The organism is Micromonospora sp. WMMD1082 (genome assembly GCF_029626175.1).
Classification (GTDB): domain Bacteria; phylum Actinomycetota; class Actinomycetes; order Mycobacteriales; family Micromonosporaceae; genus Micromonospora.
In genome coordinates this window covers 1,048,537-1,074,743 of record NZ_JARUBM010000002.1, presented here as the reverse complement: position 1 = coordinate 1,074,743, position 26,207 = coordinate 1,048,537, and the positions used below count along the sequence as shown (strand labels likewise).

Here is a 26,207-nt window from a genome sequence, read left to right as displayed (position 1 = left end):
CGTTTACTCTTGTAGCGCGCGTTGACGTGCCACGACCCCCTTAGGGAGGCCAAGACAGTGAAGACTTCGAACCCGGTGCTTGCCCGGCTCGGTCAGGCGGCCGAGCGGGAGCGCGCCGCCGGGTACGCCCCGACCGGGCCGTACGGACAGCCCGGCTATCCCCAGCAGTACCCGCCGCAGGCCGGCTACCCCGGTGCGCCGGGCCTCCCGTCCGCCCCGCCGGCGGTCACCCCCATGTCGATCGACGACGTGGTGGTCAAGACGGTCACGCTCCTGGCCATCCTCGGCGTCTCCGCCGCCGCGGCCTGGGCGCTGGTGCCCGACGCGCTGCTCGGTGTCGCCTGGATCGGCGCGGCGGTCGTCGGCCTGGTCATCGGCCTGATCATCTCCTTCTCCCGGATGGCGAACCCGGCGCTCGTCGTCGCGTACGCCGTCGTCGAGGGCGTTCTCGTCGGCGCGCTCAGCAAGTTCTTCGAGTCGCTGTACGACGGCATCGTGCTCCAGGCGGTGACCGCCACCTTCGGTGTCTTCTTCGTGATGGCCATGCTCTACCGGGCACGGGTCATCCGGGCGACGCCGAAGTTCGTCAAGGGCATGATCGCCGTGATGGCGGGCCTGTTCGCCGTCATGCTGATCAACCTGGTGCTGGCGCTCTTCGGCGTCAACACCGGCCTGCGCGACGGCAGCCCGTTGGCCATCGGCTTCAGCATCGTCTGCATCGTGGTCGCCTCGTTGAGCTTCGTGCTGAGCTTCAAGGAGGTCGAGGACGGCGTCCGGATGGGCCTGCCGCAGCGCTACTCCTGGGTGGCCGCCTTCGGCATCCTGGTCAGCCTGATCTGGCTCTACATCGAGATGCTGCGCCTCCTGAGCTACTTCCAAGGCGACGACTAACAGCCGCCGCCCCACCCACCTCCGCACCCCACCCGGCGCCCGCCCCACCCAGGGCGGGCGCCGCCGTTCCCACCCCCACACGCGGCCCCGGTCCCCCACCTCGGCGATCATGCAGTTATGGTCGTGTCATAAGGGGACAAAAGGTGCGTATGGGCGACCACAACTGCATGATCGACGGTGGCAGGGGGAGGGGGACTGCCGGGGGCGGGTGGGTAGGGTTTGAGGGGTGGGGGGCGTGGAGTTGGGGCGGGGGGTGGAGTTGCTGGTGCGGCAGGTGGGGCACTGGCAGCAGCCACGATGGTCGGCCGCCGCCTCGGGTGGCAACGTGTCCCGGGCTGATCTGGTGCATCGGCTGGTGCAGGAGATCGCCAACCTCGCCGCCGACGCGGAGGGGGAGCCACGGCGTACGGTGCCTCGGCTGGACAACAACCTCGCCCTGCCCGACCAGCTCCGGGTGGTCGCCGCCGACCTGATCGCCGCCGGCCCGGCCGACGAGGCCCTGGCCCGGGCCGCCACCGAGGTGACCGAGACCCGGGCCGCGCTCTAGCTTGATCTTCAACCCGTGGCCGCCGGTGGCGAGCCGGTCGTTACCGCGACATGCGGTAAGTCGGGCCTTCCCGCCGACGTGATGGCCCGAGTTGCCGCATGTCGCGGCCGACCCCCGACCTTCGACCCCCGGGCCCGGGCGTCGGGCGGCGGTCAGCTCAGGCGTTCGATGACCATCGCCATGCCCTGCCCGCCGCCGACGCACATGGTCTCCAGGCCGATGGTTTTGTCGTGCCACTGCAGGGCGTTGAGCAGTGTGCCGGTGATCCGGGCGCCGGTCATCCCGAAGGGGTGGCCGACGGCGATCGCGCCGCCCATCACGTTCAGCTTCTCCTCGGGGATGCCGAGCTGACGGTACGAGGGAATCACCTGGGCCGCGAACGCCTCGTTGATCTCGACCAGGTCGACGTCGTCGATGGTCATGCCGGCCCGATCGAGCGCCTGCCGGCTCGCCTCGACCGGGCCGAGACCCATGATCTCCGGCGACAGCGCGGTGACGCCGGTGGAGACGATCCGCGCCAGTGGGGTGACGCCCAGTTCCTCGGCACGCTGGGCGCTCATCACCACCACCGCGGCGGCGCCGTCATTGAGCGGGCAGCAGTTGCCGGCGGTGATCCGGCCGTCGGGGCGGAAGACCGGCTTGAGGGCGGAGACCGCCTCCAGGGTCACCCCGGCACGTGGGCCGTCGTCGGTGCTGACGACCGTGCCGTCGGGCGTGGTGACGGGGGTGATCTCACGGGCCCAGAAGCCGTCGACGATCGCCTTCTCGGCCAGGTTCTGGCTGCGTACGCCGAAGGCGTCCATGTCCGCACGGCTCACGTCGTACACCTGGGCGAGGTTCTCGGCGGTCTGCCCCATGGCCAGATAGATGTCCGGCAGCGCGTCCTGCTCGCGCGGATCGGTCCAGACCGGCGCGCCCGCCTCGGTGCGGGCCGTGGAGCGCTCGCGCGCCGGCGCGAAGCGGGGGTTCTCCCAGCCACCGACCAGGGCCTGCGCCTCCGGCGGCAGGCCGTCGGAGTTGCCGCGCGCGTAGCGGGAGACGGCCTCGACGCCGGCGGAGACGAAGACGTCGCCCTCGCCGGCCCGGATCGCGTGCATCGCCATCCGGGTGGTCTGCAGGGAGGAGGCGCAGTAACGGGTGAGCGTCGCACCGGGCAGGCCGTCGAGGCCCATCAGTACGGCGACCACGCGGGCCATGTTGAAGCCCTGCTCGCCGCCGGGCAGGCCGCATCCGAGGTAGAGATCGTCGATCTGGCGCGGATCGAGCTGGGGGACCTTGTCCAGGGCGGCCCGCACGATGGTGGCGGCGAGGTCGTCCGGGCGGAGGTCGCGCAGTGACCCCTTGTGGGCCCGGCCGATGGGGGAGCGGGCGGTGGCGACGATGACGGCGTCGCGGGACGACTCAATCGGCATGTGCCCACGTTAACTCGCCGGTAACTTGCGGCGGAAGTTTCCGGGCGCGGGGAAATCTCACCCGTCGCGCGTCGGCCGACCGGGAAAGGGCCGGTCAGCGGCGGGGGGTGACGGCCGCGGCGGCGGCCACCGCGGGCAGCAGGGCGTGGGCCCAGACCCGGTAACCGTCGGCGGAGGGGTGGTAGCCGTCGTGACAGAAGGTGCCGGCGTCGGCCCGGAACACCGGGCCCGTCTCGGTGGCCAGGTCGACCACCGTCCCGCCGGCGTCGAGCACGGCGCCGGTCTGTGCCCGGGCGACGCGGCGCCCCGCCCAGCCGACGACCTGCCGCAGCGGCGGCGCGATCGCGCGTACGGCGCCGAGATCCGGGCAGGTGCCGACCACGACCTCGACACCGGCCTGGCGCAGCCGGTGCACGGCCGCACCGAGGTAGGCGGCGGCCTCGGTCGGGCGTCGCATGTCGGTGACGTCGTTGGCGCCGACCAGGATGACCGCCACGTCCGGCCGCTCGCCGAGCAGGGCCCGGGCCACCTGGGTGGCCAGGTCGGTGGAGCGCGAACCGGAGACGCCGACGCTGGACAGGTGCACCCGGCGCCCGGCCGACCCCTCGGCGAGCAACTCGGCCAGCTGCCCGCCGATGGTGTCGCCGAGGCGGTCCACCCCGACACCGAGGGCGGAGGAGTCGCCGAGCAGCACCAGCCGCAGCGGCGGGGCGCCGGCCCGGCCGACGGTGGCCCGCAGCGCCAGCCCCAGCTCCGGCTGGGCGTATCGGCGGTTGCGCGCCACGACGGCCTGGCCGACGAGCACCGCCGCGCCGCCGATCGTGCCGGCGAGCAGGGAGAAGGCGGCGGTGCGGGCCGCCCGTGCGCGGGGAGGCAGGCCGGTCATGTCGCCACCGTCGCGGGGATGCCGGCCGGTGACTCGTACGGGTGCCTGATCCGCTCGGTCATGAGAGTCCTTCCACTGCGGGTGAGTCGGCGGTGGGAGCTGACTGCGGCGCCGTGCCGACGCCGAAGAACCCCCGCCGGCGCAGTTGCGCCCAGCGACCGGCCGGGCCGTTCTCGCTGCCCCGGACCTCCGTGCCACTGACCTCCGTCCCCGGGTGCCGCGCCGCCTCGTGAGCAGCCTTCGGCAACGACCGTACGCCTTCGAGCCGGGTTGGCGAAGGCCGGCGTTCGGCGCCGTGGCCCAACGCGGAGAGCACCGTCGGCAACAGCGCGGCGGCGGCCACCGCGTAACCGTCGGCCGAGGGGTGGAACCGGTCCCAGGCGAACATCCGCCCCGGCTCGGCGGTGAACCGGGGACCGAGCAGGTCACCCAGGGAGACCGTCCAACCGCCGGCGGACACGACGGCGACCGTCTGCGCGGCGGCGAGCTGTCGGCTCCACCGGCGGGCCAGCCACCGCAGCGGGGGCTGGATGGGGCGGATCGCGCCCAGGTCGGGGCAGGTGCCGACGACCACCTCGGCGCCGGACGCGCGTAGCGTGCGGACCCCCTCGACGAGGTAGCGCACGGCCAGGGCGGGCGGCGTACGGTTGGTCACGTCGTTGCCGCCGATCAGGATGACCGCGACATCGGGGTCGCACTCCAGGGCCGCCTCGACCTGGAAGCGGAGACCGGCCGAGATGGCGCCCACCACGGCGAAGCGGTGCAGCCGGACGGGCCGTTGGAGGCGTCGGGACAGGCCGGTGGCCAACAGCGCCCCCGGCGTCTCCCGGCGGCGGTGCACGCCGTACCCGGCGGCCGAGGAGTCCCCGAGGACGACCATGGTGATCGCGGGGCCGGGGAACTTCGCGCCGTAGACGCCGTCGCAGCGTGGCGGGGGCGCCTCGGCCATGGGAATGGTGCGGCGGGCCTGCCGGGCCTGACCGAGGAGCACGCCGGTGGTTGCCGCCGCGGCCGCCACGGTGGCGCCCGTGCCGATGGCCGCCAGGCGGGCCACCCGCAGGGCGCGCCGCCAGCGCGGACGATCCGGTAGGACGGAACCAGCGACCCCCATACCGTGACACTAGCGCGCCCCTCCGACGGCCCGCTGTCGTCGTCACGGCGCTCCGGTGCCTGGAAAACGACCGTTCTGGGTACTTGGATGGATGGTGTTGCGGCGGGGCGTCACGCTGCACGTGGAGAGGAGCACGACGATGGCTAAGACGTTGAGACGGGGTGCCGCGTTCGTGGCCCTGGCGCGGGCACTGACGGCCGGCGCCCGGGGCGGACCGTCGCTCGGCGCGCGGATCGGGGCGCTGCCCAGGATGATCGCGGCCACCGCCCGTGGCCAGTACGACGGCGGCCTCCGGCTGGCCATGATGACGGCGGCCACGGCGTACATCGTCTCCCCGATCGACGTGGTCCCGGAGATGTTCCTCGCCGTGTTCGGGTTGATCGACGACGCGGTGATGGTCACCTGGCTGGCCGGTGCGGTGCTCGCCGAGACCGAGCGGTTCCTGGAGTGGGAGGCGCGTCGCAGCTCCGTGGTCCCCGGCCAGGTGGTGCCCTGACCGACGTACCCTGGGCGCGGGAATTCACCTGAGTCACCCGCCCGGCCTGGCGCGCCGGCGCCGAAGCAGAAGGGCACTACTGAGGTGCAGTACTACGACAACGTCGTCGAGATGATCGGCAACACCCCACTGGTACGGCTGCGTAACGTCGCCGACGGCATCCAGGCGACCGTGCTGGCGAAGGTGGAGTACCTCAACCCCGGCGGGTCGGTGAAGGACCGGATCGCGCTGCGCATGGTGGAGGACGCCGAGGCGGCCGGCATCCTCCGGCCGGGTGGCACCATCGTCGAGCCGACCAGCGGCAACACCGGCGTCGGGCTGGCTCTGGTGGCGCAGCTGAAGGGCTACCGCTGCGTCTTCGTCTGCCCGGACAAGGTCAGCCAGGACAAGCAGGACGTGCTCCGGGCGTACGGCGCGGAGGTGGTGGTCTGCCCGACCGCCGTGGCACCGGAGGATCCCCGCTCCTACTACAACGTCTCCGACCGGCTGGCCCGGGAGATCCCCGGCGCGTGGAAGCCCAACCAGTACGCCAACCCGGCGAACCCGCGCTCGCACTACGAGACGACCGGCCCGGAGCTGTGGAAGCAGACCGAGGGTCGGATCACCCACTTCGTCGCCGGCGTCGGCACCGGCGGCACGATCTCCGGCATCGGGCGTTACCTGAAGGAGGCGTCCGACGGGAAGGTCAAGGTCATCGGCGCCGACCCGGAGGGCTCGGTCTACTCCGGCGGCACCGGCCGGCCGTACCTGGTCGAGGGGGTCGGCGAGGACTTCTGGCCGGAGACGTACGACCGTGGCGTCGCCGACCAGATCATCGAGGTGTCGGACAAGCAGTCCTTCGAGATGACCCGACGGTTGGCCCGCGAGGAGGGGCTGCTGGTCGGCGGCTCCTGCGGGATGGCGGCCGTGGCGGCGCTGGAGGTGGCCCGTGCCGCCGGCCCGGACGACGTGATCGTGGTGCTGCTGCCGGACGGCGGCCGGGGCTACCTTTCCAAGATCTTCAACGATGCCTGGATGGCCCGCTACGGGTTCCTCGACAACTCCGGTTCCGAGCCGACCGTGGCGGAGGCGCTCGCCAGCAAGCCGGGCGGGCTGCCCGAGCTGGTGCACGTGCACCCGACCGAGACGGTCCGCGACGCGATCGACTACATGCGCGAGTACGGCGTCTCGCAGCTGCCGGTGCTCAAGGCCGAACCGCCGGTCGTCACCGGCGAGGTGGCCGGCTCGATCGCCGAGAAGGACCTGCTGGACGCGCTCTTCACCGGTCAGGCGCAGCTGCACGACACGATCGAGCGGCACATGGCGCCACCGCTGCCGATGATCGGCGGCGGCCAGCCGGTCAGCGAGGCGGTGAACCTGCTGGAGAAGTCCGACGCCTCGCTGGTGCTGATCGACGGCAAGCCCAAGGGCGTGCTGACCCGCCAGGACCTGTTGGCCCACCTCGGCGCCCGCTGACCCCGGAACCCCCGCGAGGGCTCCTTCCCGGTGCCGGGAAGGAGCCCTCGAACGCACAGCGGGCACACAAGCGCGGCAAAGTGTCCGCCCATTCGCCGTTCCTATCGTTGCTGCCAGGCACGACGACGGGAGACAACCATGGGGTACGACCACCATGAGGGGCAGCGGGTCAGCCGGCGGCGGGTGATCGCCGGGATCGGCTCGGTGGGGCTGGCCGGGCTGCTGGCCGCCTGCGGCCGGGACGGCGGCACCGTCACCACCTCGACCGGCGAGACCGTCGCGCCGCAGGCGACCACTGCCAACGATCTGACCTCGCTCTTCGACGGGGCAAACACCTGCACCCTGACGGCGAGCACCACCCAGGGCCCGTACTACTTCGACGCCGACAAGATCCGCAGCGACATCCGGGAGGACCGCGAGGGCGTACGGCTCCGGTTGGCCATCCGGGTCCAGGACAGCGAGCGGTGCGGGCCGCTGCCGAACGCGGTGGTGGAGATCTGGCACTGCGACGCGGCCGGGCTCTACTCGGGCGCCGAGGCGCAGTCGTCGGGCGCGAACGGCGCCTCCGGCGGCGGCACCCCAGCGGGCGGTACGCCGGAGGGCGGCACCCCACCGAGCGGCGGCCCGGGCGCGGGCGGTCCCGGTGGCACTCCGCCCAGCGGTGGCCCCGGCGGTGGTGGCGCCCCGCCCGGGGGTGATTCCGGTGGCGGCGACATGGCCGACCTGACCCCGACCGACGACCAGCGCTACCTGCGCGGCGCGCAGGTCACCAACGCCGACGGCATCGTCGAGTTCACCACCGTCTGGCCCGGCTGGTACCGGGGCCGGACCGTGCACATCCACGCGATGGTGCACGTCGACAACGCCCGGGTGCTGACCACGCAGGTGATGTTCGACGAGGCGCTGAACACGAAGGTCTTCGCCACCCCGCCGTACGCGGCGCACACCGGGCGGGACACCGTCAACGACAACGACTCGATCTACGCCGACAGCATGCTGCTGACGGTGACCGAAGACGGCGACGGCTACCTCGGCGTGATCAACTTCGCCGTCGACTCCGACCGGGACGGGACATGAGATGGGGCTCCCTCACCCTCCGGTGTGCCTGACCCAGCCGATGAATCGGCTGTGCAGCGCCCCAGCTGGAGTCCAGGGCATGTCCTCGGCGGCTTTTACCAGGTACGCGCCGAGGTAGATAGCCAGCGATACCGGAGCGTCGGCATACTCGGCGCGTAGTTGGTGTCTTCGGGTGGGGCAGGGCCAGGGTCGGTCGCAGTCGCCACAGGTCCAGATGGGCAGGATTGGTCCGTGGGTGCTCAGTGTGCACCGCCCAGTACCCGACATGTTCGGAAGCGCACTCGCATCACGACCTCCAGCCTCGGCGAAAGTGCCGGCGGTGGAGGCCATCGCGTTCGGGTCGGGATGGCCTCCACTGCCTGACCAACAGCGTCATGAGTAGGAGTCGGGCGGGGCCAGAGCGTGACCGTCCGCCGGTCGTCCACTCCTGTCCGCGGACGTCAGCACCAGTGGCTGCCCGTGGCAGCGCAATAGGGTGTGCCAGGTGAGCGACTATGTGCAGGTATCAACCGCCACCGATTCGCGGGAGGCCGGGATCCGACTCGCGCAGAGCGCCGTCGCCGGCCGGCTCGCCGCTAGCGCCCAGGTGGTAGGCCCTGTGGCATCGGTGTTCTGGCATCTCGACCAACAGGGCAACGGTGAGGAGTGGCAGGTGCTGCTGATCACTACCGCCAGCCGGTACGCCGAGCTGGAGCAACACCTCATCGCCGAACACACGTGGACCAATCCGCAGGTGACCGCCACGGCGATAGTGGACGGATCTAACGACTATCTGGCGTGGCTCCGCCGGACAGTCGAGGTCGAGTAGCACCGTCGGCGACCTGCGTCCGCAGCTGCGCTACGCAGGCCAGGCCGGAGTGCTGCTCCAACCTTCGAAACAGAGCACCAATGCGCGCGGCCGGTCGACTGGACCCGACCCCGGCGCTGAGCCGTACCGCATCCGCCGCGATGCTGCACGCCTGCTCGATCTCGTTCGCGTCGACATATGCGTCGGCCAACCACGACAGGTACAGGGCCTTGTCGCGGGCATGGGTGTCATCGAAACCGGCGAGCGCCCGGGTGAGGACGGGGATGGCGCGCACCGGTCGGTGAAGCACCGTCCAGCAGCGGCCGGTCATGATCTCGCCTTCGGTCTGGTCGACCCAGTAGACCCAGTCCGGCTCGGGCCGGTCGTCGTGCTCGGCGAGACAGGCGGTGCCGATCCCGAGATGCCGCGAGGTCGCGGCGGCATTTCCGGCGACCGCGTGCGCCCACGCGGTCCGCAGATGCAGCAGTGCCCGTACACCGGGCGTGACGTCATGACCGGCCGTCTCGTACGACGCCGAAGCGGTGCTGGCACCATCGCCGCCTAAGGTGAGCTGCTGGTAGGCGAGGAACGCCAATGCGTTGCCGGACAGCGCCCGATCCTGGGCATCATCGGCTGCGTCGAGACTGGTCCGCCACAGTTGGCGAGCCTCTGCGTGTTGCCCGGCATCGAACGCTGACCATCCGGCAAGTTGCGTTTGCTCGGCGAGCACTGCGAGCAGCCCGCCAAGACTGCCAGCCCGACGCGAGAACGCACCACCGCGCCGAAGCCGACGCCGAAAAGACCACCGCGAGCGTGCAGCAGGGCGTACACCCGGGCGCTTTCTGCTCCACGCAGGGAGCAACGGTGACAAAAGGTCCCGGTCCGGGTTCATGATCCGCGCAACTTCCCTGATACTGCTGCCTCGGCCGGAGTTGAGGCAGCAGTATCCCTGAAACTGTGCAGATCTTGGGAGCGTGATCCGACGGGGCCTTGCCCTTGCGGGCTTCGTGGTCCACGCGGGCCGAGCCGACCGCGCGGCAGACCGCATGCCCTCTTTGCGCCTGCGCGGCGTCCCGAAGAGACCGGCTGACTTGGACAGTTTCCGTTCTGCGCTAACGGAAAATGTCCGAGATCTTGGCGCATTCCCGCCGTGGCCCGGGTGGGCTGTCAGAGGGGGCGGGTGTAGCGGAGTTGGGGGGCGTACGCGGTGCCGATCATCTCGGTGTGTTCCGCCCCGGTGGGCTGCCAGCCGCCGCGTTCGTAGAAGCGGCGGGCGGGGGTGTTGTCGCGCAGCACCCAGAGCACGGCGCGACGCCAGCCCCGCGCCCGCATGCCGGCCAGCGCGTCGATCATCAACTGCCGGCCGACGCCCCGGCCCCGCTCGGCCGGGTCGAGGTGGATGGCGCAGAGCAGCCCGGTGCCGGGGTCACCCTCGTCGTCCGGGCCCAGATAGCTGAAGCCGGCCAGCGCGCCGTCCCGCTCGGCCACCGTCATCCGGTGATCATCCCGCTCCCAGACCCATCGCTCGGCCCAGTATCGACCCATCGCCTCCGGGGTCGGGTCGGCCAGCGCCTCCGCGGGCAGGAAGGAGGAGTACGCGGCGACCCGGGAGCGTTGGTGCAGGGCACCCACCGCCATCAGGTCGTCCGGTGTCGCGGGACGCAGCGTGACGGTCACCTGCCCGACGGTACCCGTCGGGGCGGCACCTGAACCGTGGTGAGATCCTCGGCGATCACCAGGTCGCCGTCGAAGTGCCGGCGGGCCTCCTCGGCGAAGCGGGCCGGGTCGGCGTACCGCTGGGAGAAGTGGGTGAGCACGAGCCGGCGTACCCCCGATTCGGTGGCCACCCGCGCGGCCTGGCCGGCGGTGAGGTGCCCGACCTCGGCGGCGAGCGCCGCCTCCGATTCCAGGAACGTCGACTCGATCACCAGCAGGTCGGCGTGCTCGGCCAGCGCGTACACCCCGTCGCAGAGGCCGGTGTCCATCACGAAGGCGAACCGCTGCCCCGGCCGGGGCACGCTCACCTCCGCCAGGGTGACGCGGCGCCCGTCGAGGTCGAGGTGGCCGGCGCGGTGCAGCTCGCCGACGGCCGGCCCACCGATGCCGTACGCGGCTAGCCGCTCCGGCAACATCCGGCACCCGTCCGGCTCCACCAGCCGGTAGCCGTACGTGTCGATGGGGTGCCGCAGCCGGCGGGCCTCCAGCGTGCCGCAGCGCAGCGCGATCCGCTGCCCGTCCGCCTCGATCGGCTCCACGACCAGCTCGGCGGTCTCGTGGAAGGAGCTGGCATGCCGCAGCCGGGCGAAGTAGTCGATCCCCTCGGCCGGGAAGTGCACCGCCACCGGGTGTGGTACCCGGTCCAGGGAAAGGCGCTGGATGGTGCCGGGCAGGCCGAGGCAGTGGTCGCCGTGGAAGTGGGTGACGCATATCCGGGTCAGGTCGGTGGCGGTGACGCCGGTGTGCAGCAGTTGCCGCTGGCTGCCCTCGCCCGGATCGAAGAGGATCACCTCGTCGTCCCAGCGCAGCACGTAGCCGTTGTGGTTGCGGGCTCGGGTGGGGGCCTGGCTGGCCGTACCGAGCACCACCAGCTCGCGCATGGACACGGTTCTCCCCCGGAGATGAAGCGACCCCCGGGGCTTCCGCGCTGACGCGGGCCGACTGGACTGGGTCGGCACCCCGGGGGTCGGGTGGCTGTCGTGGTTTCGCCGCACCGCTGCCACACGGTCTCGACGACTCTTACCGCGCCCACCCCGAGGGGTGGGCGATCACTGTCGAGGACAGCGGCTAGCGGACAGCCACCTCACGAGTCCGATTGCTATACAAGTCTGGACCACCTCCTTTCCCGTGTACCGCCACGCTATCCAGCGCCGGGACCACCGGCAACGGATTTCGATCACATTCGCGCCGGACCAGCCGGGCCAGTGGCGTGCGCCGGAGCAGCCGGGTGCGCCGGACCAGCCGGCGCCGGCCGGGGCCGGCGGTTCGTCAGGCCTGGCCGATGCCGATCGGGCCCTCGCGGGGGCCGTCGGCGCTGGCCGGCTGCACCGCCAGCGACGGGAAGTCGGCCAGGTCACCCTCCGGCTCGGCGTCCCACTCGGGGAAGACCAGGTCGCTCTGGAGGTAGAGGCAGAGCAGCTGGGTCAGCTGGCGCAGCCCGTCGAGGTGGGTGCGCTCGTGGCCGTGGGTGGCGTCGACGCCGAAGCCGAGCAGCGCCACCCGGGCGTGCGCGCCCGCCTCCACCGCCGCCGCCACGTCCGAGCGGTAGTAGTCGAAGACGTCCCTGACCAGGTCCACGTCGTGCTCGCGGGCGATCGCCGCCAGGTTCCGGGTCAGGTGGTAGTCGAACGGCCCCACCCCGTCGCCCATGGCCAGGGTGGCGGCGTTCTCCCGGGACTGCTGGCCCGGCGCGACGACCGCGGCGTCCACCGAGACGATCTCGGCGACGTCCGGGTCCAGGCCGTGCGACGCGCCGTGGCCGATCTCCTCGGTCACGGTGATCAACAGGTGTGCGGTGACCGCCGGCTTCAGGCCCGCGTCGACCATCGCCTTCATGGCGGTGAGCACGGCGGCCACCCCGGCCTTGTCGTCCAGGTGCCGGGACTTGACGTACCCGCTGGGGGTGACCGTCGGGTTGGGCAGGAAGGCGACGAAGTCGCCCGCGTCGATGCCGAGCGCCCGCAGCCCGGCGATGTCCTCGACCGGCTCGTCGACGCGTACCTCCACCTGCTCCCAGCCGATGCCCTGCAGGTCGACCGCCTCGTTGTAGCGGTGACCGCTGGCCTTGAGCGGCAGCACCTGACCGGTGACCACGCGCTCCAGGTCGTCGGTGAAGATCCGTACGTGGGCGCCCTCGGCGAACCGGGCACTGTGCGTGCCGATCGGCTTCAGCTCCAGCCGGCCGTTCTCCTTCAGCCGCTTGACCATCCCGCCGATGGTGTCGGTGTGCACCACGATGGCCCGGTCCGCGCCGGTCTCGCGGGGGCCGGGCAGGCAGGCGCTGAGGGCACCGCGCCGGGTCAGCGTCGACGGGATGCCGAGCGCCGAGAGCCGCTCGCCCACGTACTGCTGCACATGGTCGGTGCGCCCCGACGGGCTCGGGATGTCGAGCAGCTCGACCAGCACCTCGCGCAGATAGTCCAGGTCGATGGGGAGCGGAGTGGTCTTGCGTACGGTCATGTCCCAGATGGTGCCGCACCCGCCGGGGTCCAGAGCCGTTGCGGTGCCCGAGTCCCGGGGAAGAGGAGGTCCACGAAGCGCTCGGCGGTGGGTTGCGGCTCGTGATTGGCCAGCCCGGGCCGCTCGTTGGCCTCGATGAAGACGTGCTCGGGCCGCTCCGGCGCCGGAACCAGCAGGTCGAGCCCGGTGACCGGGATGTCGATCGCGCGGCTGGCGGCCACGCACGCCTCGGCGATCACCGGATGCAGCTCGCCGGTGACGTCGTGGATGGTGCCACCGGTGTGCAGGTTGGCGGTCCGCCGCACGGCGAGCACCTGCCCCTCGGGCAGTACGTCGGTCAGCTCGTAGCCGGCCTCGGCGACCACGTCCCGGGTCATGTCGTCCAGCGGGATGCGGGATTCTCCGCCGGTGGCGGCGGCCCGGCGCCGGCTCTGCCGCTCGATCAGCTCGGCGATGTCGTGCACGCCGTCGCCGGTGATCGAGGCGGGCCGGCGCACGGCGGCGGCCACCACCTCGTGGTCGATCATGACGACCCGCAGGTCCTCACCGGTGCACAGCTCCTCCAGCAGCACGTCGGGGCAGAACCGCGCGGCCAGCTCGACGGCGGCGGCCAGCGCCTGCGGCGTGCGTACGCCGACGGTGATGCCGTTGCCCTGTTCGCCCCGGGCCGGCTTGACCACCAGCTGACCCACCTCGGCCAGGAACTCCGCGTCGGCGGCGTCGCCGGTGGCGGTGCGCCCGCGCGGTACCGACAGGCCCGCCTCGGTCAGGATCCGGCGGGTGACCCGCTTGTCGTCGCAGCGGCTCATCGCCACCGCCGAGGTCAGCTCGGAGAGCGACTCCCGGGTGAGGATCGTCCGGCCGCCGCTGGTCAGCCGCAGCTCACCCCACTCCGGGTCGGTCACCTCCACCCGGATGCCCCGCCGCATCGCCTCGTCGGCGACGATCTTCGCGTACGGGTTGAGCCGGTCGTAACCGGCCGGCATGGCCGGCAGGAACAGCCGTTCGTTGATCGGGTTCTTCCGCTTCACGCAGAGCGTCGCGGTGCGGTAGAAGCCGAGCCGTTCGTAGAGCCGGATCGCCCCGTTGTTCTCGGCGAGCACGGACAGGTCGACGTACGCCCGGCCCCGGGCCACCAGCCGGGCGGCCAGCTCGGTGATCAGCGCCTGGCCGGTGCCCGGCGGTGCCTGGTTGAAGTCGACGGTCAGGCACCAGAGGCTGGCGCCCTGCTCGGGGTCGTCGAAGACCGCCACGTGGTCGATGCCGGTGATCGTGCCGACGATCTCGCCGGTGGTCGCCTCCGCCACCAGGTGCAGGAAGCGGTCGGTGGCGGCGTTGTCGACCAGCACGTCGACCGGGGCGGTGACCATGCCGTTGGCCGCGTAGATCCGGTTGACCGCGTCCGCGTCGGCGGCGTCGCGCAGCCGGCGGATGCGTACCCCGGGCAGCTCGTTGCGGCCGTCGAGCGGCGCCGGCGTCTCGGCGGTGCCGGCCTCCTCGGTGGTGCCGGAGCCGGGACGGGGCCCGCGACGGTCCCCACCGAGCGGCAGCCGGTAGGTCAGCGACGGGTCGATGAACAGCTCGTCGGGGAGCCGGGAGACCAGCACGTGCGGGTCGCGTAGGTAGATGCAGATGTCCCGGGCGCCGGCCGCCTCGGAGCGCAGCACGTCGGCGACCGCGGACTGGTCGGCGAACGTCTGGCCGAAGACCAGCCGCCCCCAGCCGCAGTCGAGAACGACACCCGCGCCGGCACCGGGGCGTTCGTCCTCCCCGGGTGGGTCGGCGCTGCCGCCCGTGGCGACCGGATCACCTCCCGGCCCGACCCGCTCGTACCGTCGTCCCGCGCCCCGGCCCCGGTCGGTCCGGGCGACCCCGGTGGCCAGGCTGTCGGTCACGGTCAGTCGATTCCGTGGCTCTGGAGCCACATTTCCAGGAGTCCGAGTTGCCACAGCTTGTTTCCGTTCAACGGGGTCAGTTCGGCGTTGGGGGCGTCGAGCAGGGCGTTGACGTAATCGGTGCGGAACAGGTCGCGGCGGCGGGCCTCGGGCGCGGACAGCGCGTCGCGTACCCGGTCGAGGAGCTTGCCCTCCAGGTGGGTGAGGCCCGGCACCGGGAAGTAGCCCTTCGGTCGGTCGATGACCTCGTGCGGCAGTACCCGGCGGCCGATCTCCTTGAGCACACCCTTGCCGCCCTGCGCCAGCTTCAGCTCCGGCGGGCACGCGGCGGCCAGCTCCACGAACTCGTGATCCAGGAACGGCACCCGGGCCTCCAGCCCGTGCGCCATGGTCATGTTGTCGACCCGCTTGACCGGGTCGTCGGTCAGCATGATCTGCGTGTCGATGCGCAGGCCGGCGTCGACCGCGGTCTGCGCGCCGGGCCGCGCCAGGTGCGCGGCGACGAACTCCCGCGCCGGGTCGCCGGCGGTGAGCCAGTCGGGGTTGAGCACCCGGGCCAGGCCCGCGCCGTCGCGGTCGAAGAACGCCTGAGCGTACGTGTCGAGTGCCTGCTCCCGGCCGACCTGCGCCAGCGGCGGGTACCAGTGGTAGCCGCCCAGGATCTCGTCGGCGCCCTGGCCGGACTGGACCACCTTGACGTGTCGCGAGACCTCCTGGCTGAGCAGGTAGAACGCGACGCAGTCGTGGCTGACCATGGGCTCGCTCATCGCCGCGACGGCGGCCTCCAGCGGCGGCACCAGATCCTGCGCGGCGACGCGGATCTGGTGATGGTCGGTGTCGAAGGTCTTGGCGACCAGGTCGGAGTAGCGGAACTCGTCGCCCTCGCGGCCACCGACGGCGTCGAAGCCGATGGAGAAGGTGGAGAGCCCGCGCTGCCCCTCCCCGGCCAGCAGGGCGACCACCAGGCTGGAGTCCAGGCCGCCGGAGAGCAGTACGCCGACCGGCACGTCGGCGACCATCCGCCGTCGTACGGCGGTGGTCAGCGACTCCAGCAGGGCGTCCTGCCAGTCCTTCTCGGACCATCCGCCGTGCTCGGCGCGGCGGAGGAACGGTGGATCCCAGTAGACCCGCTCGTGGCTGCGGCCGTCGGCCTCGTAGACGCGGATGGTGGCCGGCGGCAGCTTGCTGACCCCGCGCAGGATGGTGCGCGGTGGCGGCACGATGCTGTGGAAGCTGAGGTAGTGGGCCAGCGCGACCGGGTCGATCGTGGTGTCCACGCCGCCGCCGGCCACCAGCGCCGGCAGGGTGCTGGCGAAGCGCACCACGCCGGGGGACTCGGCGAGGTAGAGCGGCTTGATGCCGAGCCGGTCCCGGGCCAGCACCAGGCGACCGGTGTCCCGCTCGCTGATCGCCACCGCGAACATGCCGACCAGGTGGTCGACGAAGTCGAGCCCCCACTCGGCGTACGCCTTGACGACGACCTCGCTGTCGCCGCTGGAGAAGAAGTGGTGGCCCCTGGCGGCGAGCTCGGCGCGCAGTTCCCGGTAGTTGTAGATGCAGCCGTTGAAGACGCCGGTCAGGCCGGCGGCGGAGTCGACGATCGGTTGGCCGCTGGCGGCCGACAGGTCGATGATCTTCAGGCGCCGGTGGCCGAGGGCGACGGGCCCCTGGGACCACACCCCGCTGCCGTCCGGCCCGCGGTCGCACATCGTCGCGGACATCCGTTCCACCGCGGCGACATCGGCACGCGTCGCGTCCCGTCGGAACTCTCCAGCCAGTCCGCACATGTGAGCCCATGCTGCCAGAGGATGTTGCGATTGGCCTGTTGAGACCATGACGGTCGTGTAACAGCCTTGCTAGAATCCGCGCCCTCGCGATCAAGTAGCCGACACGATGCCGGCTCCGGTGGTCGTTTCGTGCCGTCCTGCCGGCCGGTGGGTCAATTGTGCGGGGTCACCGAGTGTGACGAATGCCGCAATCCGCATTCGGGCGGAGCCGGTTGCCGGTCGGTAGCTGCGGGATCGGATGTCCGGTCTCGCGCTGCATGACAATGGCCGAACGGGCCATCTTCGGTGATCGATATAGGGATGCGTCGCAGTCTCCCTGCTCGTACGTTCTGCTCACACGCTGTCATCACGGGGGAGGAGCAGTAGCCGTTGGGGTTCTTCGACCCTGGCGAACCGTGACGTACTGATTCGCGCCGCGAATCAACGCGACCGGTAGGCGTCGGCGCGGTGTTCGATTGCCGTCACGGTCACGACGCGGTCGTCTTCGTCGATCTCATAGAGGACGCGATACGTGCCCCGTCTGGCCGACCAGGTCCCCTCGAACGGCGGCAGAAGCAGTCGTTTGCCGACGCGATGCGGGTTGTCGAGGAGAGCGGTGGTGACGAACTCGTAGACGGCTGCGGCGATCTTTTCTGGCAGCCGTCCGGCCAAGGCGCGTGCGGCGGGGCCGGCGACCTGAAGTCGGTAGCGGTCGAGGGCTGGGCCAGTCACCGTGCCTGCTTCGACCGCTTCGCCATCAACGCCGCGAGTTCGTCGGCGTCGAGGATGTCGCCAGCCTCAATGGCTGCCTTGGACTCGGCAAGTTGCCGCATGGCCTCGGCGCTGGACAGAACCTCTAGCGTCTCTTCCAACGCCGCGAGATCGTCGGCGGAGATGAGCACCGCGGCGGCGTGACCATGTCTGGTGATCTCTATCCGTTCATGTGTCGAGGCCACCACATCGATGAGTTCCGAAAGACGGTTGCGGGCGTCAGTGAACGGCACGGTAGTCATGCCTCAAGTATAGGCAGTTACTGGCGCGAAGTCTGTACAGACTTTCGGAGTCCGGCGGCATGGATCACCGGGCCGACAAGCTCGGTGATCTGTAGCGTCAACGGACAGCTGTGCTGGCTCCTCATGAAGCGTGTCCAGCCACAACAGCCGGGCCAACTCTGCGACGTCGTCCGCACTCGCCCGACTGATCCTCACGAGGTGAGTTTGCCACGGTCGTGGAGTGCGCCGGTCACGCCAAGTCAGCGCTGACGCGGAGCCGCGGACCCGCGCCAGCGCTATGCCCGGGTCAGGTCGTCTTGGCCACGCCCACCGGGCAGCTCAGCCCGTTCGGGCCGTGGTTGCAGTAGCCGTTGGGGTTCTTCGTCGGGGCAAGGTACTGCTGGTGGTAGTCCTCGGCCAGGTAGTAGTCACCGAGCCGGTCGATCTCCGTGGTGATCTCGCCCTTGCCGGCGCGGGCCACGATCGGCGCGAACGCGTCGCGGGACGCCTCGGCGATGGCGAGCTGCTCGTCGGTCGTGGCGTAGATGGTGGAGCGGTACTGGGTGCCCACGTCGTTGCCCTGGCGCATGCCCTGGGTCGGGTCGTGGTTCTCCCAGAAGACCTTCAACAGGTCCTCGTAGCTGATCTTCGTGGGGTCGTACACCACCTCGACCACCTCGGCGTGCCCGGTCATCCCCGAGCAGACCTCCTCGTAGGTCGGGTTCGGGGTGTAACCACCCGCGTAGCCGGCGGAGGTGGTGACAACTCCCGGCAGCGTCCAGAACAGTCGCTCGGCGCCCCAGAAACACCCCATACCGAACACGGCGACCTGCGACCCCTCGGGGAACGGGCCCTTCAGCGGGTTGCCGAGCACCTCGTGCCGGTCGGCCACCGGCATCGCGATGGGGCGGCCGGGCAGGGCCCGGTCAGGGGAGATCATCTCGGCCTTCATGCGGCGGAGGAACACGGTGGGACTCCTTTCGTACCCTTCACCGCCTCCAACACCGGCGGACCCCACTTCCTTACCCGCCCCGTCCCCACTCAGACCGGTCCCGCCGCCAGCGCGGCGCGGACGCGCTCGGCGTACGCGGTGGCCTCGGCGTCGTCGGCGTAGCGGGTACGCGGCCAGAAGAAGCCGCGCAGGCCATCACCCTTCGTCCTGGGCACCACGTGGGTGTGCAGGTGCGGCACCGACTGGGACACCCTGTTGTTCATCGCCACGAACGTGCCGCCCGCGCCGAGACCGGTCTCGACCGCGACGGCGAGCCGCCGGACCAGCCCGAAGTAACCGGGCAGCGACTCCGGCGGCAGATCGGCGAGGGTGACCAGGTGCGGGTGGGGCACCACCAGCACGTGCCCCTTGAAGACCGGCCGGGTGTCCAGGAACGCCATCCCGTCCGGCTCGTCGACCACCCGGAACGCCGGCACCTCGCCCGCCACGATCCCGCAGAACACGCAACCCGCCACCGGCCCAGGCTATGTCCGGTCGCGAGACCTCGCTCACCGGGTCGCCCTGGCATCAGGCGGATCAAGGTAGGCGTCCCATTCGTCCTCTACCAGGCCGATCGGGCCGGCCTCCCCGCTTGCCAGCCGAGACCGGATGTCCGCCGCCCAGGCAAACGCCCACCTGCACAAGGCCTCGACATCGCTTTCGCTGAGCCGGTAGGACATGAACGTCTCATGGTCAAGTTCACGAATCCCGCCAAGCCGATCGGCCAATTCTTCCAAGGAGAAGCCGTTGGTGTGCTGAGCACCCAGAGACTCCAGCTCGTGCCAGCTCAGTCGACTGTTGGCGGCGCAGATGTCGATGTAGTCCCGGTGGGCTGCGCGTTCGTGCAGGGCACGCACCTTCAGCCCGACGGCGTCCCCGAATGCGAGGACGGGACCGATGCTGAGTTGCGCAGGGGGACCGATTGCCTCCTTCAGGAGATCGACCTCACACTCTGTTGCCTCTGTGTACACCACGAGTCGTGCCATTCGCGGGGTGGTCTCGATGATGCGAACGGCAAGGCCGGCAGCGACGTAGGCCTGGGCGAGTCGCTCGGCCACCGCCGGCAGCGGCATTGCGGTGGCCGTTGCGAAGTCGATATCTCGAGAGGGTCTTGTGGTCAGCTCGTGCGCCGACAGCGCATAGCCACCCGCGAGAACCAGGCCGAGATCGCTACCAGCATTGAACCCGATGCGTAGCAACCGTAGATGCAACTCGTCCACAGTCAGACGGCCAACTCCGGGAGCTGTCGCTCCCAGAGGGCAACCAGGCGCCGGGAAGTCAGCCGCCGGATCCGGGGCCAGTCGGCCCGCAGCAGAGTGGCGTTGACATAACGGATTATGTCCTCACGCTGCCCGCAATCCAGAAGCGTGCGGTAGAGCGTCAAACGCTGGCGGGCGTCGCCGACGTTGAACTCGGTCAGGCCGGACCAGGCCAGTCGCACCGGTAGGGCGAGGCGACCATGATCGGGGCCGGTCAGCAGGTCGAGCGAGGCCGGAATGCGGTCGGCTGCACCGATCAGGCGGGACGGCAGCGTCTCGGTCGGGGTCACCGAGCCAGTATCGCCCAACGGTCCGACAGAGCGGCGGAGGCGAACCGGGCCGGGTTCCACCCGCTGGGACGGGAAGGTAGGACTAACGTCTGCGTAATGAACCACGGCTTCGACACGCTCGCCATTCACGCCGGCCAGGCCCCCGAGGCCCGCACCGGCGCGGTGATCCCCCCGATCTACCAGACCAGCACGTACGCCCAGGACGCCGTCGGCGCGCCCCGGCTCGGCTACGAGTACAGCCGCTCCGGCAACCCGACCCGCGACTCGCTCCAGGAGTGCCTGGCCGCGCTGGAGGGTGGGCCGGTCGGCCTCGCCTTCGCCAGCGGCCTTGCCGCCGAGGACGCCCTGCTGCGTACCGTCTGCGGTCCGGGTGATCACGTGGTCATCCCCGACGACGCGTACGGCGGCACGTACCGGCTCTTCGCCAAGGTCGCCGAGCGGTGGGGGCTGGCGTACACCCCGGCGAAGGTCTCCGACCCGGACGCCGTGCGGGCCGCGATCCGCCCCGGCGCCACCAAGGTGGTGTGGGTGGAGACGCCGACCAATCCGCTGCTCGGCATCGCCGACATCGCCACCCTGGCCGCCGTCGCGCACGACGCCGGGGCGCTGCTGGTGGTCGACAACACGTTCGCCTCGCCGTACCTGCAACAGCCGATCGCGCTCGGCGCGGACGTGGTGGTCCACTCGACCACCAAGTACATCGGCGGGCACTCCGACGTGATCGGCGGCGCGCTGGTGGCGGCCGACGGCGCCCTCGGCGAGCAGCTGCGCTACCACCAGAACGCGATGGGCGCGGTCAACGGCCCGTTCGACGCCTGGCTCACCCTGCGCGGCATCAAGACCCTCGGCGTACGCATGGACCGGCACTGCGACAACGCCGAGCGGATCGCCGCCTACCTGGACGGGCACGCCAAGGTGCGCCAGGTGCTCTACCCGGGGCTGCCCACCCACCCCGGTCACGAGGTGGCGGCGAAGCAGATGCGGCGCTTCGGCGGAATGATCTCGTTCCGGGCGGCCGGCGGCGAGGACCACGCCGTCGAGATCTGCAACCGGGCCAAGCTCTTCGTGCTCGCCGAGTCGCTCGGCGGGGTGGAATCCCTGATCGAACACCCGGGCCGGATGACACACGCGAGCGCCGCCGGCTCGCCGCTTGAAGTTCCCGGCGATCTCGTGCGACTGTCTGTCGGCATCGAGACGGTCGAAGACCTGCTCGCCGATCTGGAGCAGGCGCTGGGCTGACCGCTGGCTGGGGAGGGTGGCCGTGCAGGACATCATGCCGACCTGGGTCGGGGCGACCGCCAAACAGATCGCCCGGGGAGTACGCCGGGGCGACGTCTCCGCCACCCAGGTGCTGGCCGACCACCTCGACCACGTCGCCAAGGCCGACGCCGACCTCGCCGCGTTCCGCACGGTACGCGGCGGGGTGGCGGTCACCGAGGCGGAGAAGGTCGACGAGCAGGAGGACCTGGCCAACCTGCCCCTGGCCGGGGTGCCGATCGCGGTCAAGGAGAACACTCCGGTGGCCGGCATGCCCACCTGGAACGGTTCCGCCGCGGTGCGTACCGCGGTGGCGGAGGCCGACCACGAGGTGGTCCGGCGGCTGCGCGGCGCCGGTGCCGTGATCCTCGGCGTCACCCGGATGCCCGAGCTCGGCCTCTGGGGCATCACCGACGACGAGACGGCCGTCACCCGCAACCCGTGGGACCTGTCCCGCACCCCCGGTGGCTCCTCCGGGGGTGCCGCCGCGGCGGTGGCCGCCGGTCTGGTGCCGATCGCGCACGGCAACGACGGCCTGGGCTCGATCCGCATCCCGGCGGCCTGCTGCGGCCTGGTCGGCCTGAAGCCCGGTCGCGGCGTGGTGCCCTGCCAGCTCGGCGCCGAGGACTGGTTCGGCCTGACCGAGCACGGCATGCTCACCACCACGGTCGCGGACGCGGCGGTCGGTTTCCAGGTGCTCGCCGGCCGTGCCCAGGGCAAGCTCGTTCCGCCGCAGCGGCTGCGGGTCGGCGTCTCGCTGCGTTCGCCCGTACGCGGTGTCTCGCCCGACGCGCCGAACCGGGACGCGGTCGCCGCCGCCGGCCGGCTGCTCGCCGCCGCCGGGCACGACACCGTCCCGGCCGATCCGGTCTATCCGACCGTGCTGGGGTTGCAGGGCATCGCCACCTGGTTCGCCGCCGCCGCGGCGGACGTGCGGGCCGCCGGGGTCGACCGGCGTGCCCTACAGCGCCGCAGCCGCCGGCACGTGGCCCTCGGCGAGTGGGCGTGGCGGCGCGGGTACGTCCGCGAGGCCGACCGGCTCGCCTGGCGCGAGCGCTCGATCGGGTTCTTCGCCGACCACTCGGTGGACCTGCTGCTCACCCCGGCGCTGGCGAGCGCACCGCCGCCGGCCACCAACTGGTCGACCCGCTCCTGGCAGGCCAACATGCTCACCAACATCCGGTACGCGCCGTACGCGGCGCCGTGGAACATCGCCGGCCTGCCCGCCCTGGTGGTGCCGGTGGGCCGTCGCCCGGACGGGCTGCCGCTGGCCGTGCAACTGGTCGGCCCGCCCGGTTCGGAGCTGCTGCTGCTCGGCGTCGCGGGCCAGTTCGAGATGGCGGCCCCGTGGCCCCGGCACGCCCCGGGATACCCGCGCGTCGGCACGGGGTCGCCCGCCAGCGCGTGATCATCTAGGCTCCCGGTGCCGCCCGGGAGGATCTTCGACATGCGCTGCCACACCTGTGACACCGACACCGACGTACGCACCAGGGAGTGCCCCACCTGCCGTACGCCGGTGGGTTCGCCCGTCCTGCACCCGGGCGCCCGGGTCCGTCCGGTCCGGAGCGTCGGCCGTGCCGCCTCGGTCGCGGTGGCCGCGACCACCGTGTTCCTGCTGTTCACGGTGGCGGTCCAGCCGGTCAACGCGCTGCTCGCCGGGCGGGCGGCCGACGCCGCGGACGGCGAGGCCTTCCTGCTGAGCGCGGGGCTGCTGGAGTTGGGGGTGGCGCTGCTGTACCAGGTGGCGTTGCTGGTCGCCGTCGTGCTCGTCATCGTGTGGACCTGGCGGGCCCGGAAGAACCTGGACGCCTTTCCGGGCGCCGGGCCGACCCACTCCGCCGGTTGGGCGATCGCCGGATGGCTGGTGCCGTTCGTCAACCTCGTGCTGCCCCACCGGGTGATGGCCAACATCGCCCGGGAGAGCCTCTGGCGGCTGAGCACCCCGACGCTGGTCCACCTGTGGTGGGGCTCCTGGCTGTTGTTCCTCTTCGCGGAGCGGTTCATCGCGCGTTCCACCACCGCCGAGTTCGACGCGCTCCCGTACCCGCAGACCGCGGCCGACTTCCAGGCGTACGCCGACCACTACGCCTCGAACACCGGGGCGTACCTCGTGCCCGCGCTGTTCTGCGTGGCGGCCGCGGCGTCGCTGATCGTGCTGATCCACCGCATCTCCGCCGCGCAGACCGCCCGGATCGTGCGGGCCATGCCCACCGGTCCGATCCTGCCCGGGATGACCGTGGCCGCGCCGGCCGCGCCGCCCGCTCAGGTCCAGGCGTCGCCCGCGTCGCCCGCTCCGGCCGCGTCGCCCGCGTCGCCCGCTCCGGCCGCGTCGCCCGCGCCGGCGGCTCCGGTCCAGGCGCCGCCGGAGCCGGGTGGGGCGGGTGGCACGATCGGAGCATGACGGAACTGGTCAGCCTGGACGACGTGCGAGCGGCGCGGAAGCTGCTCGCCGGGGTCATCCGCACCACCCCGCTGGAGCCCTCCCGCCCGCTCAGCGCCACCCTCGGCGGGCCGGTCTGGCTCAAGTGCGAGAACCTTCAGCGGGCGGGGTCGTACAAGGTGCGCGGCGCGTACGTGCGGATCTCCCGGCTGTCGGCGGAGGAACGTGCCCGGGGGGTGGTCGCGGCCAGCGCCGGCAACCACGCGCAGGGCGTGGCGCTCGCCGCGGGGTTGGTCGGTACCCACGCCACCGTCTTCATGCCGGTGAACGCGCCGCTGCCCAAGGTCGCGGCCACCAAAGGGTACGGCGCGCAGGTCGAGCTGATCGGCGCCACGGTGGACGAGTCGCTGGTCGCGGCGCAGACGTTCGCCGAGCGGACCGGTGCGGTGCTGATCCACCCCTTCGACCACCGGGACGTGATCGCCGGGCAGGGCACGGTGGCGCTGGAGATCCTGGAGCAGTGCCCCGAGGTCACCACGATCGTCACCGGGGTCGGTGGGGGAGGACTGATCTCCGGGCTGGCGGTGGCCGCCAAGGCGCTCCGGCCGGACGTGCGGGTGATCGGGGTGCAGGCGGCCGGCGCGGCGGCCTTCCCGCCGTCGCTGGTCGCGGGCGAGCCGGTCCGGCTGCCCGCCTTCGCCACCATCGCGGACGGCATCGCGGTCGGTCGGCCGGGCGATGTCACCTTCACCCATGTCCGCAAGCTCGTCGACGAGGTCGTCACCGTCTCCGAGGAGGACATCTCCCGGGCGCTGCTCATGCTGCTGGAACGTGGCAAGCAGGTGGTGGAGCCGGCCGGCGCGGTCGGGGTGGCGGCGCTGCTGGCCGGCACCGTCCAGGTGAAGGCGCCGGTGGTGGCCGTGCTCTCCGGCGGCAACATCGACCCGCTGCTGATGCTGCGGGTGATCGAGCACGGCCTGGCGGCGGCCGGGCGCTACCTGCGGGTGACGGTGCGCTGCTCGGACCGCCCGGGGCAGTTGGCCTCGCTGCTGAGTGAGATCGCCGAGCATCGGGCGAACGTGGTCGACGTGGTGCACCAGCGGGCCAACCCGCACCTGCGCCTCGGCGAGGTCGAGGTGGCGCTGTCGGTGGAGACCCGGGGTGTCGAGCACTCCGACACGCTCATCAGTGCCCTGCGGGCCAGTGGTTATCAGGTGACGATCGCGCCGGAGGCATGACACCGTACGGCGTCACGCCTCCGGCGCGAGGTGCACTCAGCCGGAGAACGGCTCGAAGCTGACCACCGTCACCTTGATGTCCGCGCCGCTGGGCGCGGTGTAGGTGCAGGCCTGGCCGGCCTTGCCGCCCAGGATCGCCTGGCCGAGGGCCGACTCGGGGCTGTAGACCGTCAGGTCCGTGGTGGAGGCGATCTCGCGCGAGCCGAGCAGGAAGGTCTCTGTGTCGTCGGCGTCGTCGTCGAAGTAGATCGTCACGACCATCCCGGGTGCCACGGCGTCGACGGTCGGCGCCTCGCCGACCTGGGCCGTGCGGAGCAGCTCCTTCAGATAGAGGATGCGCCCCTCGGCCTTGCCCTGCTCCTCGCGGGCGGCATGGTAGCCGCCGTTCTCGCGCAGGTCGCCTTCCTCGCGCCGCGCGTTGATCTCGGCGGCGATGACCGGCCGGTTGGCGATCAACTCATCGAGCTCGCCCTTCAGACGGTCGTACGCGTCCTGGGACAGCCAGGTGGCGGGCGCCTCGTTGCCATTGGACACAGGCGGTCCTCCTCGGTGTGCGTGCTGGCTGACAGGTGAACCTCCAAGTTACCAGTGCCCTACGACAAGCAGTGTCGGCGATCACGTCGGGTGCATCGATGGGCACGGTCGCAGCGGTCGACCCTCGGGCGGCCAGCCCTGCGTCAGAGGGCGCTCAGGTGGCCGGCCGGCAGCGGACGACCTCACCGATGAAGGGTCGCGCGCTGGTGACGAGGCGGTGCCGGACGGTGACGTGCCGCTGCCCCTCGACGGCGCTCACCGGCACCTCCTCGCGGGCCACCTCGGCACCGGCGTGGTCCCGGGCACGCAGCACGCACACCGCCGCACCGCCGTCGGGCAGGTTCACCCGGAAGTCGATCACCACCTCACTGTCCGTGATGTCCCCGTAGCTGATGACCTGGGCGTCGTACGCCGGATCGCCGTACTGCCGGTAGAGCCGGACCGAGACGACGGTGAGGGTCGCGACCACGGCGACCACCAGCAGCGCGGCCAACACCGGGCGGCGGCGTCGCGGTGCCCGGCGGCGGCCGTACCGGCCGGGCGGGAAGACCGGCGCGTGCGGTCCAAGTGTGGCGTGCGTCTCGGTCACCGGCGGGTATCTCCCTGGCGTTGTTGTCAGCGGCATCGGCAAGAATGGCAGAGGTCCGCCATTCCTGTCCGACTCGGTGGCACGTCTGGCCCAGCGGCGACATGCGGCTGGTGTCAAATATGACAGGCCGGCGCGGTCTGGCACCGCAACGGGGAGGATTCCGGCAGGTCGACGGTGG

At 71.5% G+C, this 26,207-nt stretch carries 26 protein-coding genes and 1 pseudogene; 10 read left to right on the top strand and 17 right to left on the bottom strand.

Annotation, left to right across the window (positions count from 1 at the left end; translation table 11 throughout):
* Positions 1 to 57: 57 nt before the first annotated feature.
* Both O7615_RS05115 and O7615_RS05110 read left to right on the top strand, forming a co-directional pair.
* Positions 58 to 891, top strand: coding sequence for a Bax inhibitor-1/YccA family protein (locus O7615_RS05115; protein WP_278176121.1), 834 nt, complete (start codon positions 58 to 60; stop codon positions 889 to 891).
* A 226-nt stretch (positions 892 to 1,117) separates the two neighbouring features.
* Complete coding sequence (locus O7615_RS05110) at positions 1,118 to 1,438, top strand: hypothetical protein (RefSeq protein WP_278176120.1); 321 nt, start codon at positions 1,118 to 1,120, stop codon at positions 1,436 to 1,438.
* Between the two features lie 152 nt (positions 1,439 to 1,590).
* On the opposite strand, the gene O7615_RS05105 is transcribed toward O7615_RS05110, so the two are convergent.
* From O7615_RS05105 to O7615_RS05095, 3 genes are all read right to left on the bottom strand, one after another.
* Positions 1,591 to 2,850: an acetyl-CoA C-acetyltransferase gene (locus tag O7615_RS05105; RefSeq protein WP_278176118.1), complete on the bottom strand. Its 1,260-nt coding sequence runs from the start codon at positions 2,848 to 2,850 to the stop codon at positions 1,591 to 1,593.
* 94 nt (positions 2,851 to 2,944) lie between these two features.
* On the bottom strand, positions 2,945 to 3,736 hold the full coding sequence (locus tag O7615_RS05100; RefSeq protein WP_278176117.1) for an SGNH/GDSL hydrolase family protein: 792 nt from the start codon (positions 3,734 to 3,736) through the stop codon (positions 2,945 to 2,947).
* 58 nt (positions 3,737 to 3,794) lie between these two features.
* Positions 3,795 to 4,847, bottom strand: coding sequence for an SGNH/GDSL hydrolase family protein (locus O7615_RS05095; protein ID WP_278176115.1), 1,053 nt, complete (start codon positions 4,845 to 4,847; stop codon positions 3,795 to 3,797).
* Positions 4,848 to 4,986: 139 nt separating this feature from the next.
* Between O7615_RS05095 and O7615_RS05090 the strand changes: the two genes are divergently transcribed.
* The 4 genes from O7615_RS05090 (at position 4,987) to cutA (ending at position 8,683) form a co-directional block, all read left to right on the top strand.
* Positions 4,987 to 5,343, top strand: a complete 357-nt coding sequence (locus tag O7615_RS05090) for a YkvA family protein (protein ID WP_278176114.1) — start codon at positions 4,987 to 4,989, stop codon at positions 5,341 to 5,343.
* 84 nt (positions 5,344 to 5,427) lie between these two features.
* A complete protein-coding gene (locus tag O7615_RS05085) occupies positions 5,428 to 6,798 on the top strand; it encodes a cystathionine beta-synthase (protein WP_278176112.1) in 1,371 nt (456 codons plus the stop codon).
* Positions 6,799 to 6,936: 138 nt separating this feature from the next.
* Positions 6,937 to 7,875 (top strand): hypothetical protein, encoded by a 939-nt coding sequence (locus O7615_RS05080; protein ID WP_278176111.1) that lies wholly within the window; start codon positions 6,937 to 6,939, stop codon positions 7,873 to 7,875.
* A 475-nt stretch (positions 7,876 to 8,350) separates the two neighbouring features.
* The gene (gene cutA, locus O7615_RS05075; protein WP_347405068.1) at positions 8,351 to 8,683 is read left to right on the top strand and encodes a divalent cation tolerance protein CutA; all 333 of its coding nucleotides are present in this window, start codon (positions 8,351 to 8,353) and stop codon (positions 8,681 to 8,683) included.
* Here cutA and O7615_RS05070 read toward each other — a convergent pair.
* The 12 genes and pseudogenes from O7615_RS05070 to O7615_RS05015 form a co-directional block, all read right to left on the bottom strand.
* Positions 8,637 to 9,520: pseudogene (locus O7615_RS05070) on the bottom strand (XRE family transcriptional regulator); the annotation flags it as partial. The gene cutA and the pseudogene O7615_RS05070 sit on opposite strands and share 47 nt — an antisense overlap.
* A gap of 309 nt (positions 9,521 to 9,829) precedes the next feature.
* Positions 9,830 to 10,339 (bottom strand): GNAT family N-acetyltransferase, encoded by a 510-nt coding sequence (locus O7615_RS05065; protein ID WP_278176109.1) that lies wholly within the window; start codon positions 10,337 to 10,339, stop codon positions 9,830 to 9,832.
* On the bottom strand, positions 10,336 to 11,265 hold the full coding sequence (locus tag O7615_RS05060; RefSeq protein ID WP_278176108.1) for a ribonuclease Z: 930 nt from the start codon (positions 11,263 to 11,265) through the stop codon (positions 10,336 to 10,338). Before O7615_RS05060 ends, O7615_RS05065 begins: the two co-directional genes overlap by 4 nt.
* A gap of 382 nt (positions 11,266 to 11,647) precedes the next feature.
* A complete protein-coding gene (locus tag O7615_RS05055) occupies positions 11,648 to 12,838 on the bottom strand; it encodes an osmoprotectant NAGGN system M42 family peptidase (protein WP_278176107.1) in 1,191 nt (396 codons plus the stop codon).
* Entirely contained in the window at positions 12,835 to 14,733 is a 1,899-nt protein-coding gene (gene ngg, locus O7615_RS05050; RefSeq protein ID WP_278176106.1) for an N-acetylglutaminylglutamine synthetase, read from the bottom strand. Before ngg ends, O7615_RS05055 begins: the two co-directional genes overlap by 4 nt.
* Before the next feature lie 2 nt (positions 14,734 to 14,735).
* On the bottom strand, positions 14,736 to 16,520 hold the full coding sequence (locus tag O7615_RS05045) for an N-acetylglutaminylglutamine amidotransferase (protein WP_278176105.1): 1,785 nt from the start codon (positions 16,518 to 16,520) through the stop codon (positions 14,736 to 14,738).
* 420 nt (positions 16,521 to 16,940) lie between these two features.
* Positions 16,941 to 17,231, bottom strand: coding sequence for a type II toxin-antitoxin system RelE/ParE family toxin (locus O7615_RS05040; protein WP_278176104.1), 291 nt, complete (start codon positions 17,229 to 17,231; stop codon positions 16,941 to 16,943).
* Complete coding sequence (locus O7615_RS05035) at positions 17,228 to 17,512, bottom strand: type II toxin-antitoxin system Phd/YefM family antitoxin (RefSeq protein WP_278176103.1); 285 nt, start codon at positions 17,510 to 17,512, stop codon at positions 17,228 to 17,230. The genes O7615_RS05040 and O7615_RS05035 overlap by 4 nt, the downstream gene beginning before the upstream one ends.
* 286 nt (positions 17,513 to 17,798) lie before the next feature.
* Complete coding sequence (gene msrA / locus O7615_RS05030) at positions 17,799 to 18,458, bottom strand: peptide-methionine (S)-S-oxide reductase MsrA (protein WP_278176102.1); 660 nt, start codon at positions 18,456 to 18,458, stop codon at positions 17,799 to 17,801.
* 74 nt (positions 18,459 to 18,532) lie between these two features.
* Positions 18,533 to 18,958, bottom strand: a complete 426-nt coding sequence (locus tag O7615_RS05025) for an HIT family protein (protein WP_278176101.1) — start codon at positions 18,956 to 18,958, stop codon at positions 18,533 to 18,535.
* A 33-nt stretch (positions 18,959 to 18,991) separates the two neighbouring features.
* Complete coding sequence (locus O7615_RS05020) at positions 18,992 to 19,702, bottom strand: nucleotidyl transferase AbiEii/AbiGii toxin family protein (RefSeq protein WP_278176100.1); 711 nt, start codon at positions 19,700 to 19,702, stop codon at positions 18,992 to 18,994.
* A gap of 2 nt (positions 19,703 to 19,704) precedes the next feature.
* Positions 19,705 to 20,031: a hypothetical protein gene (locus O7615_RS05015; RefSeq protein ID WP_278176099.1), complete on the bottom strand. Its 327-nt coding sequence runs from the start codon at positions 20,029 to 20,031 to the stop codon at positions 19,705 to 19,707.
* Between the two features lie 96 nt (positions 20,032 to 20,127).
* On the opposite strand from O7615_RS05015, the gene O7615_RS05010 reads away from it, so the two are divergent.
* Genes O7615_RS05010 through ilvA form a run of 4 tightly spaced genes read left to right on the top strand, consistent with a single transcriptional unit; the run spans position 20,128 to position 24,906 of the window.
* Positions 20,128 to 21,270, top strand: coding sequence for a cystathionine gamma-synthase (locus tag O7615_RS05010; protein WP_278176098.1), 1,143 nt, complete (start codon positions 20,128 to 20,130; stop codon positions 21,268 to 21,270).
* A 16-nt stretch (positions 21,271 to 21,286) separates the two neighbouring features.
* Positions 21,287 to 22,696 (top strand): amidase family protein, encoded by a 1,410-nt coding sequence (locus O7615_RS05005; protein ID WP_278176097.1) that lies wholly within the window; start codon positions 21,287 to 21,289, stop codon positions 22,694 to 22,696.
* A 39-nt stretch (positions 22,697 to 22,735) separates the two neighbouring features.
* A complete protein-coding gene (locus O7615_RS05000) occupies positions 22,736 to 23,689 on the top strand; it encodes a DUF4328 domain-containing protein (protein WP_278176096.1) in 954 nt (317 codons plus the stop codon).
* Positions 23,686 to 24,906 carry a threonine ammonia-lyase gene (ilvA, locus tag O7615_RS04995; RefSeq protein WP_278176095.1) on the top strand — a complete coding sequence of 407 codons (1,221 nt, stop codon included), beginning with the start codon at positions 23,686 to 23,688 and terminating at the stop codon, positions 24,904 to 24,906. Before O7615_RS05000 ends, ilvA begins: the two co-directional genes overlap by 4 nt.
* Positions 24,907 to 24,942: 36 nt before the next feature.
* Here ilvA and greA read toward each other — a convergent pair whose 3' ends face one another.
* Both greA and O7615_RS04985 read right to left on the bottom strand, forming a co-directional pair.
* Positions 24,943 to 25,440, bottom strand: a complete 498-nt coding sequence (gene greA / locus O7615_RS04990; RefSeq protein WP_164446063.1) for a transcription elongation factor GreA — start codon at positions 25,438 to 25,440, stop codon at positions 24,943 to 24,945.
* Positions 25,441 to 25,594: 154 nt separating this feature from the next.
* Positions 25,595 to 26,029: a DUF4307 domain-containing protein gene (locus O7615_RS04985; RefSeq protein WP_278176094.1), complete on the bottom strand. Its 435-nt coding sequence runs from the start codon at positions 26,027 to 26,029 to the stop codon at positions 25,595 to 25,597.
* Positions 26,030 to 26,207: the final 178 nt, after the last annotated feature.

What these genes read in the sequence shown, in the direction of transcription:
- O7615_RS05000 (WP_278176096.1), top strand. Translation starts at nt 22,736, where the DNA reads ATGCGCTGCCACACCTGTGACACCGACACCGACGTACGCACCAGGGAG.
- ilvA (WP_278176095.1), top strand. Translation starts at nt 23,686, where the DNA reads ATGACGGAACTGGTCAGCCTGGACGACGTGCGAGCGGCGCGGAAGCTG.
- O7615_RS05045 (WP_278176105.1), bottom strand. Translation starts at nt 16,520, where the DNA reads ATGTGCGGACTGGCTGGAGAGTTCCGACGGGACGCGACGCGTGCCGAT.
- O7615_RS05055 (WP_278176107.1), bottom strand. Translation starts at nt 12,838, where the DNA reads ATGACCGTACGCAAGACCACTCCGCTCCCCATCGACCTGGACTATCTG.
- O7615_RS05080 (WP_278176111.1), top strand. Translation starts at nt 6,937, where the DNA reads ATGGGGTACGACCACCATGAGGGGCAGCGGGTCAGCCGGCGGCGGGTG.
- O7615_RS05090 (WP_278176114.1), top strand. Translation starts at nt 4,987, where the DNA reads ATGGCTAAGACGTTGAGACGGGGTGCCGCGTTCGTGGCCCTGGCGCGG.
- O7615_RS05010 (WP_278176098.1), top strand. Translation starts at nt 20,128, where the DNA reads ATGAACCACGGCTTCGACACGCTCGCCATTCACGCCGGCCAGGCCCCC.
- O7615_RS05095 (WP_278176115.1), bottom strand. Translation starts at nt 4,847, where the DNA reads ATGGGGGTCGCTGGTTCCGTCCTACCGGATCGTCCGCGCTGGCGGCGC.
- O7615_RS05105 (WP_278176118.1), bottom strand. Translation starts at nt 2,850, where the DNA reads ATGCCGATTGAGTCGTCCCGCGACGCCGTCATCGTCGCCACCGCCCGC.
- O7615_RS05100 (WP_278176117.1), bottom strand. Translation starts at nt 3,736, where the DNA reads ATGACCGGCCTGCCTCCCCGCGCACGGGCGGCCCGCACCGCCGCCTTC.
- O7615_RS05035 (WP_278176103.1), bottom strand. Translation starts at nt 17,512, where the DNA reads ATGACTACCGTGCCGTTCACTGACGCCCGCAACCGTCTTTCGGAACTC.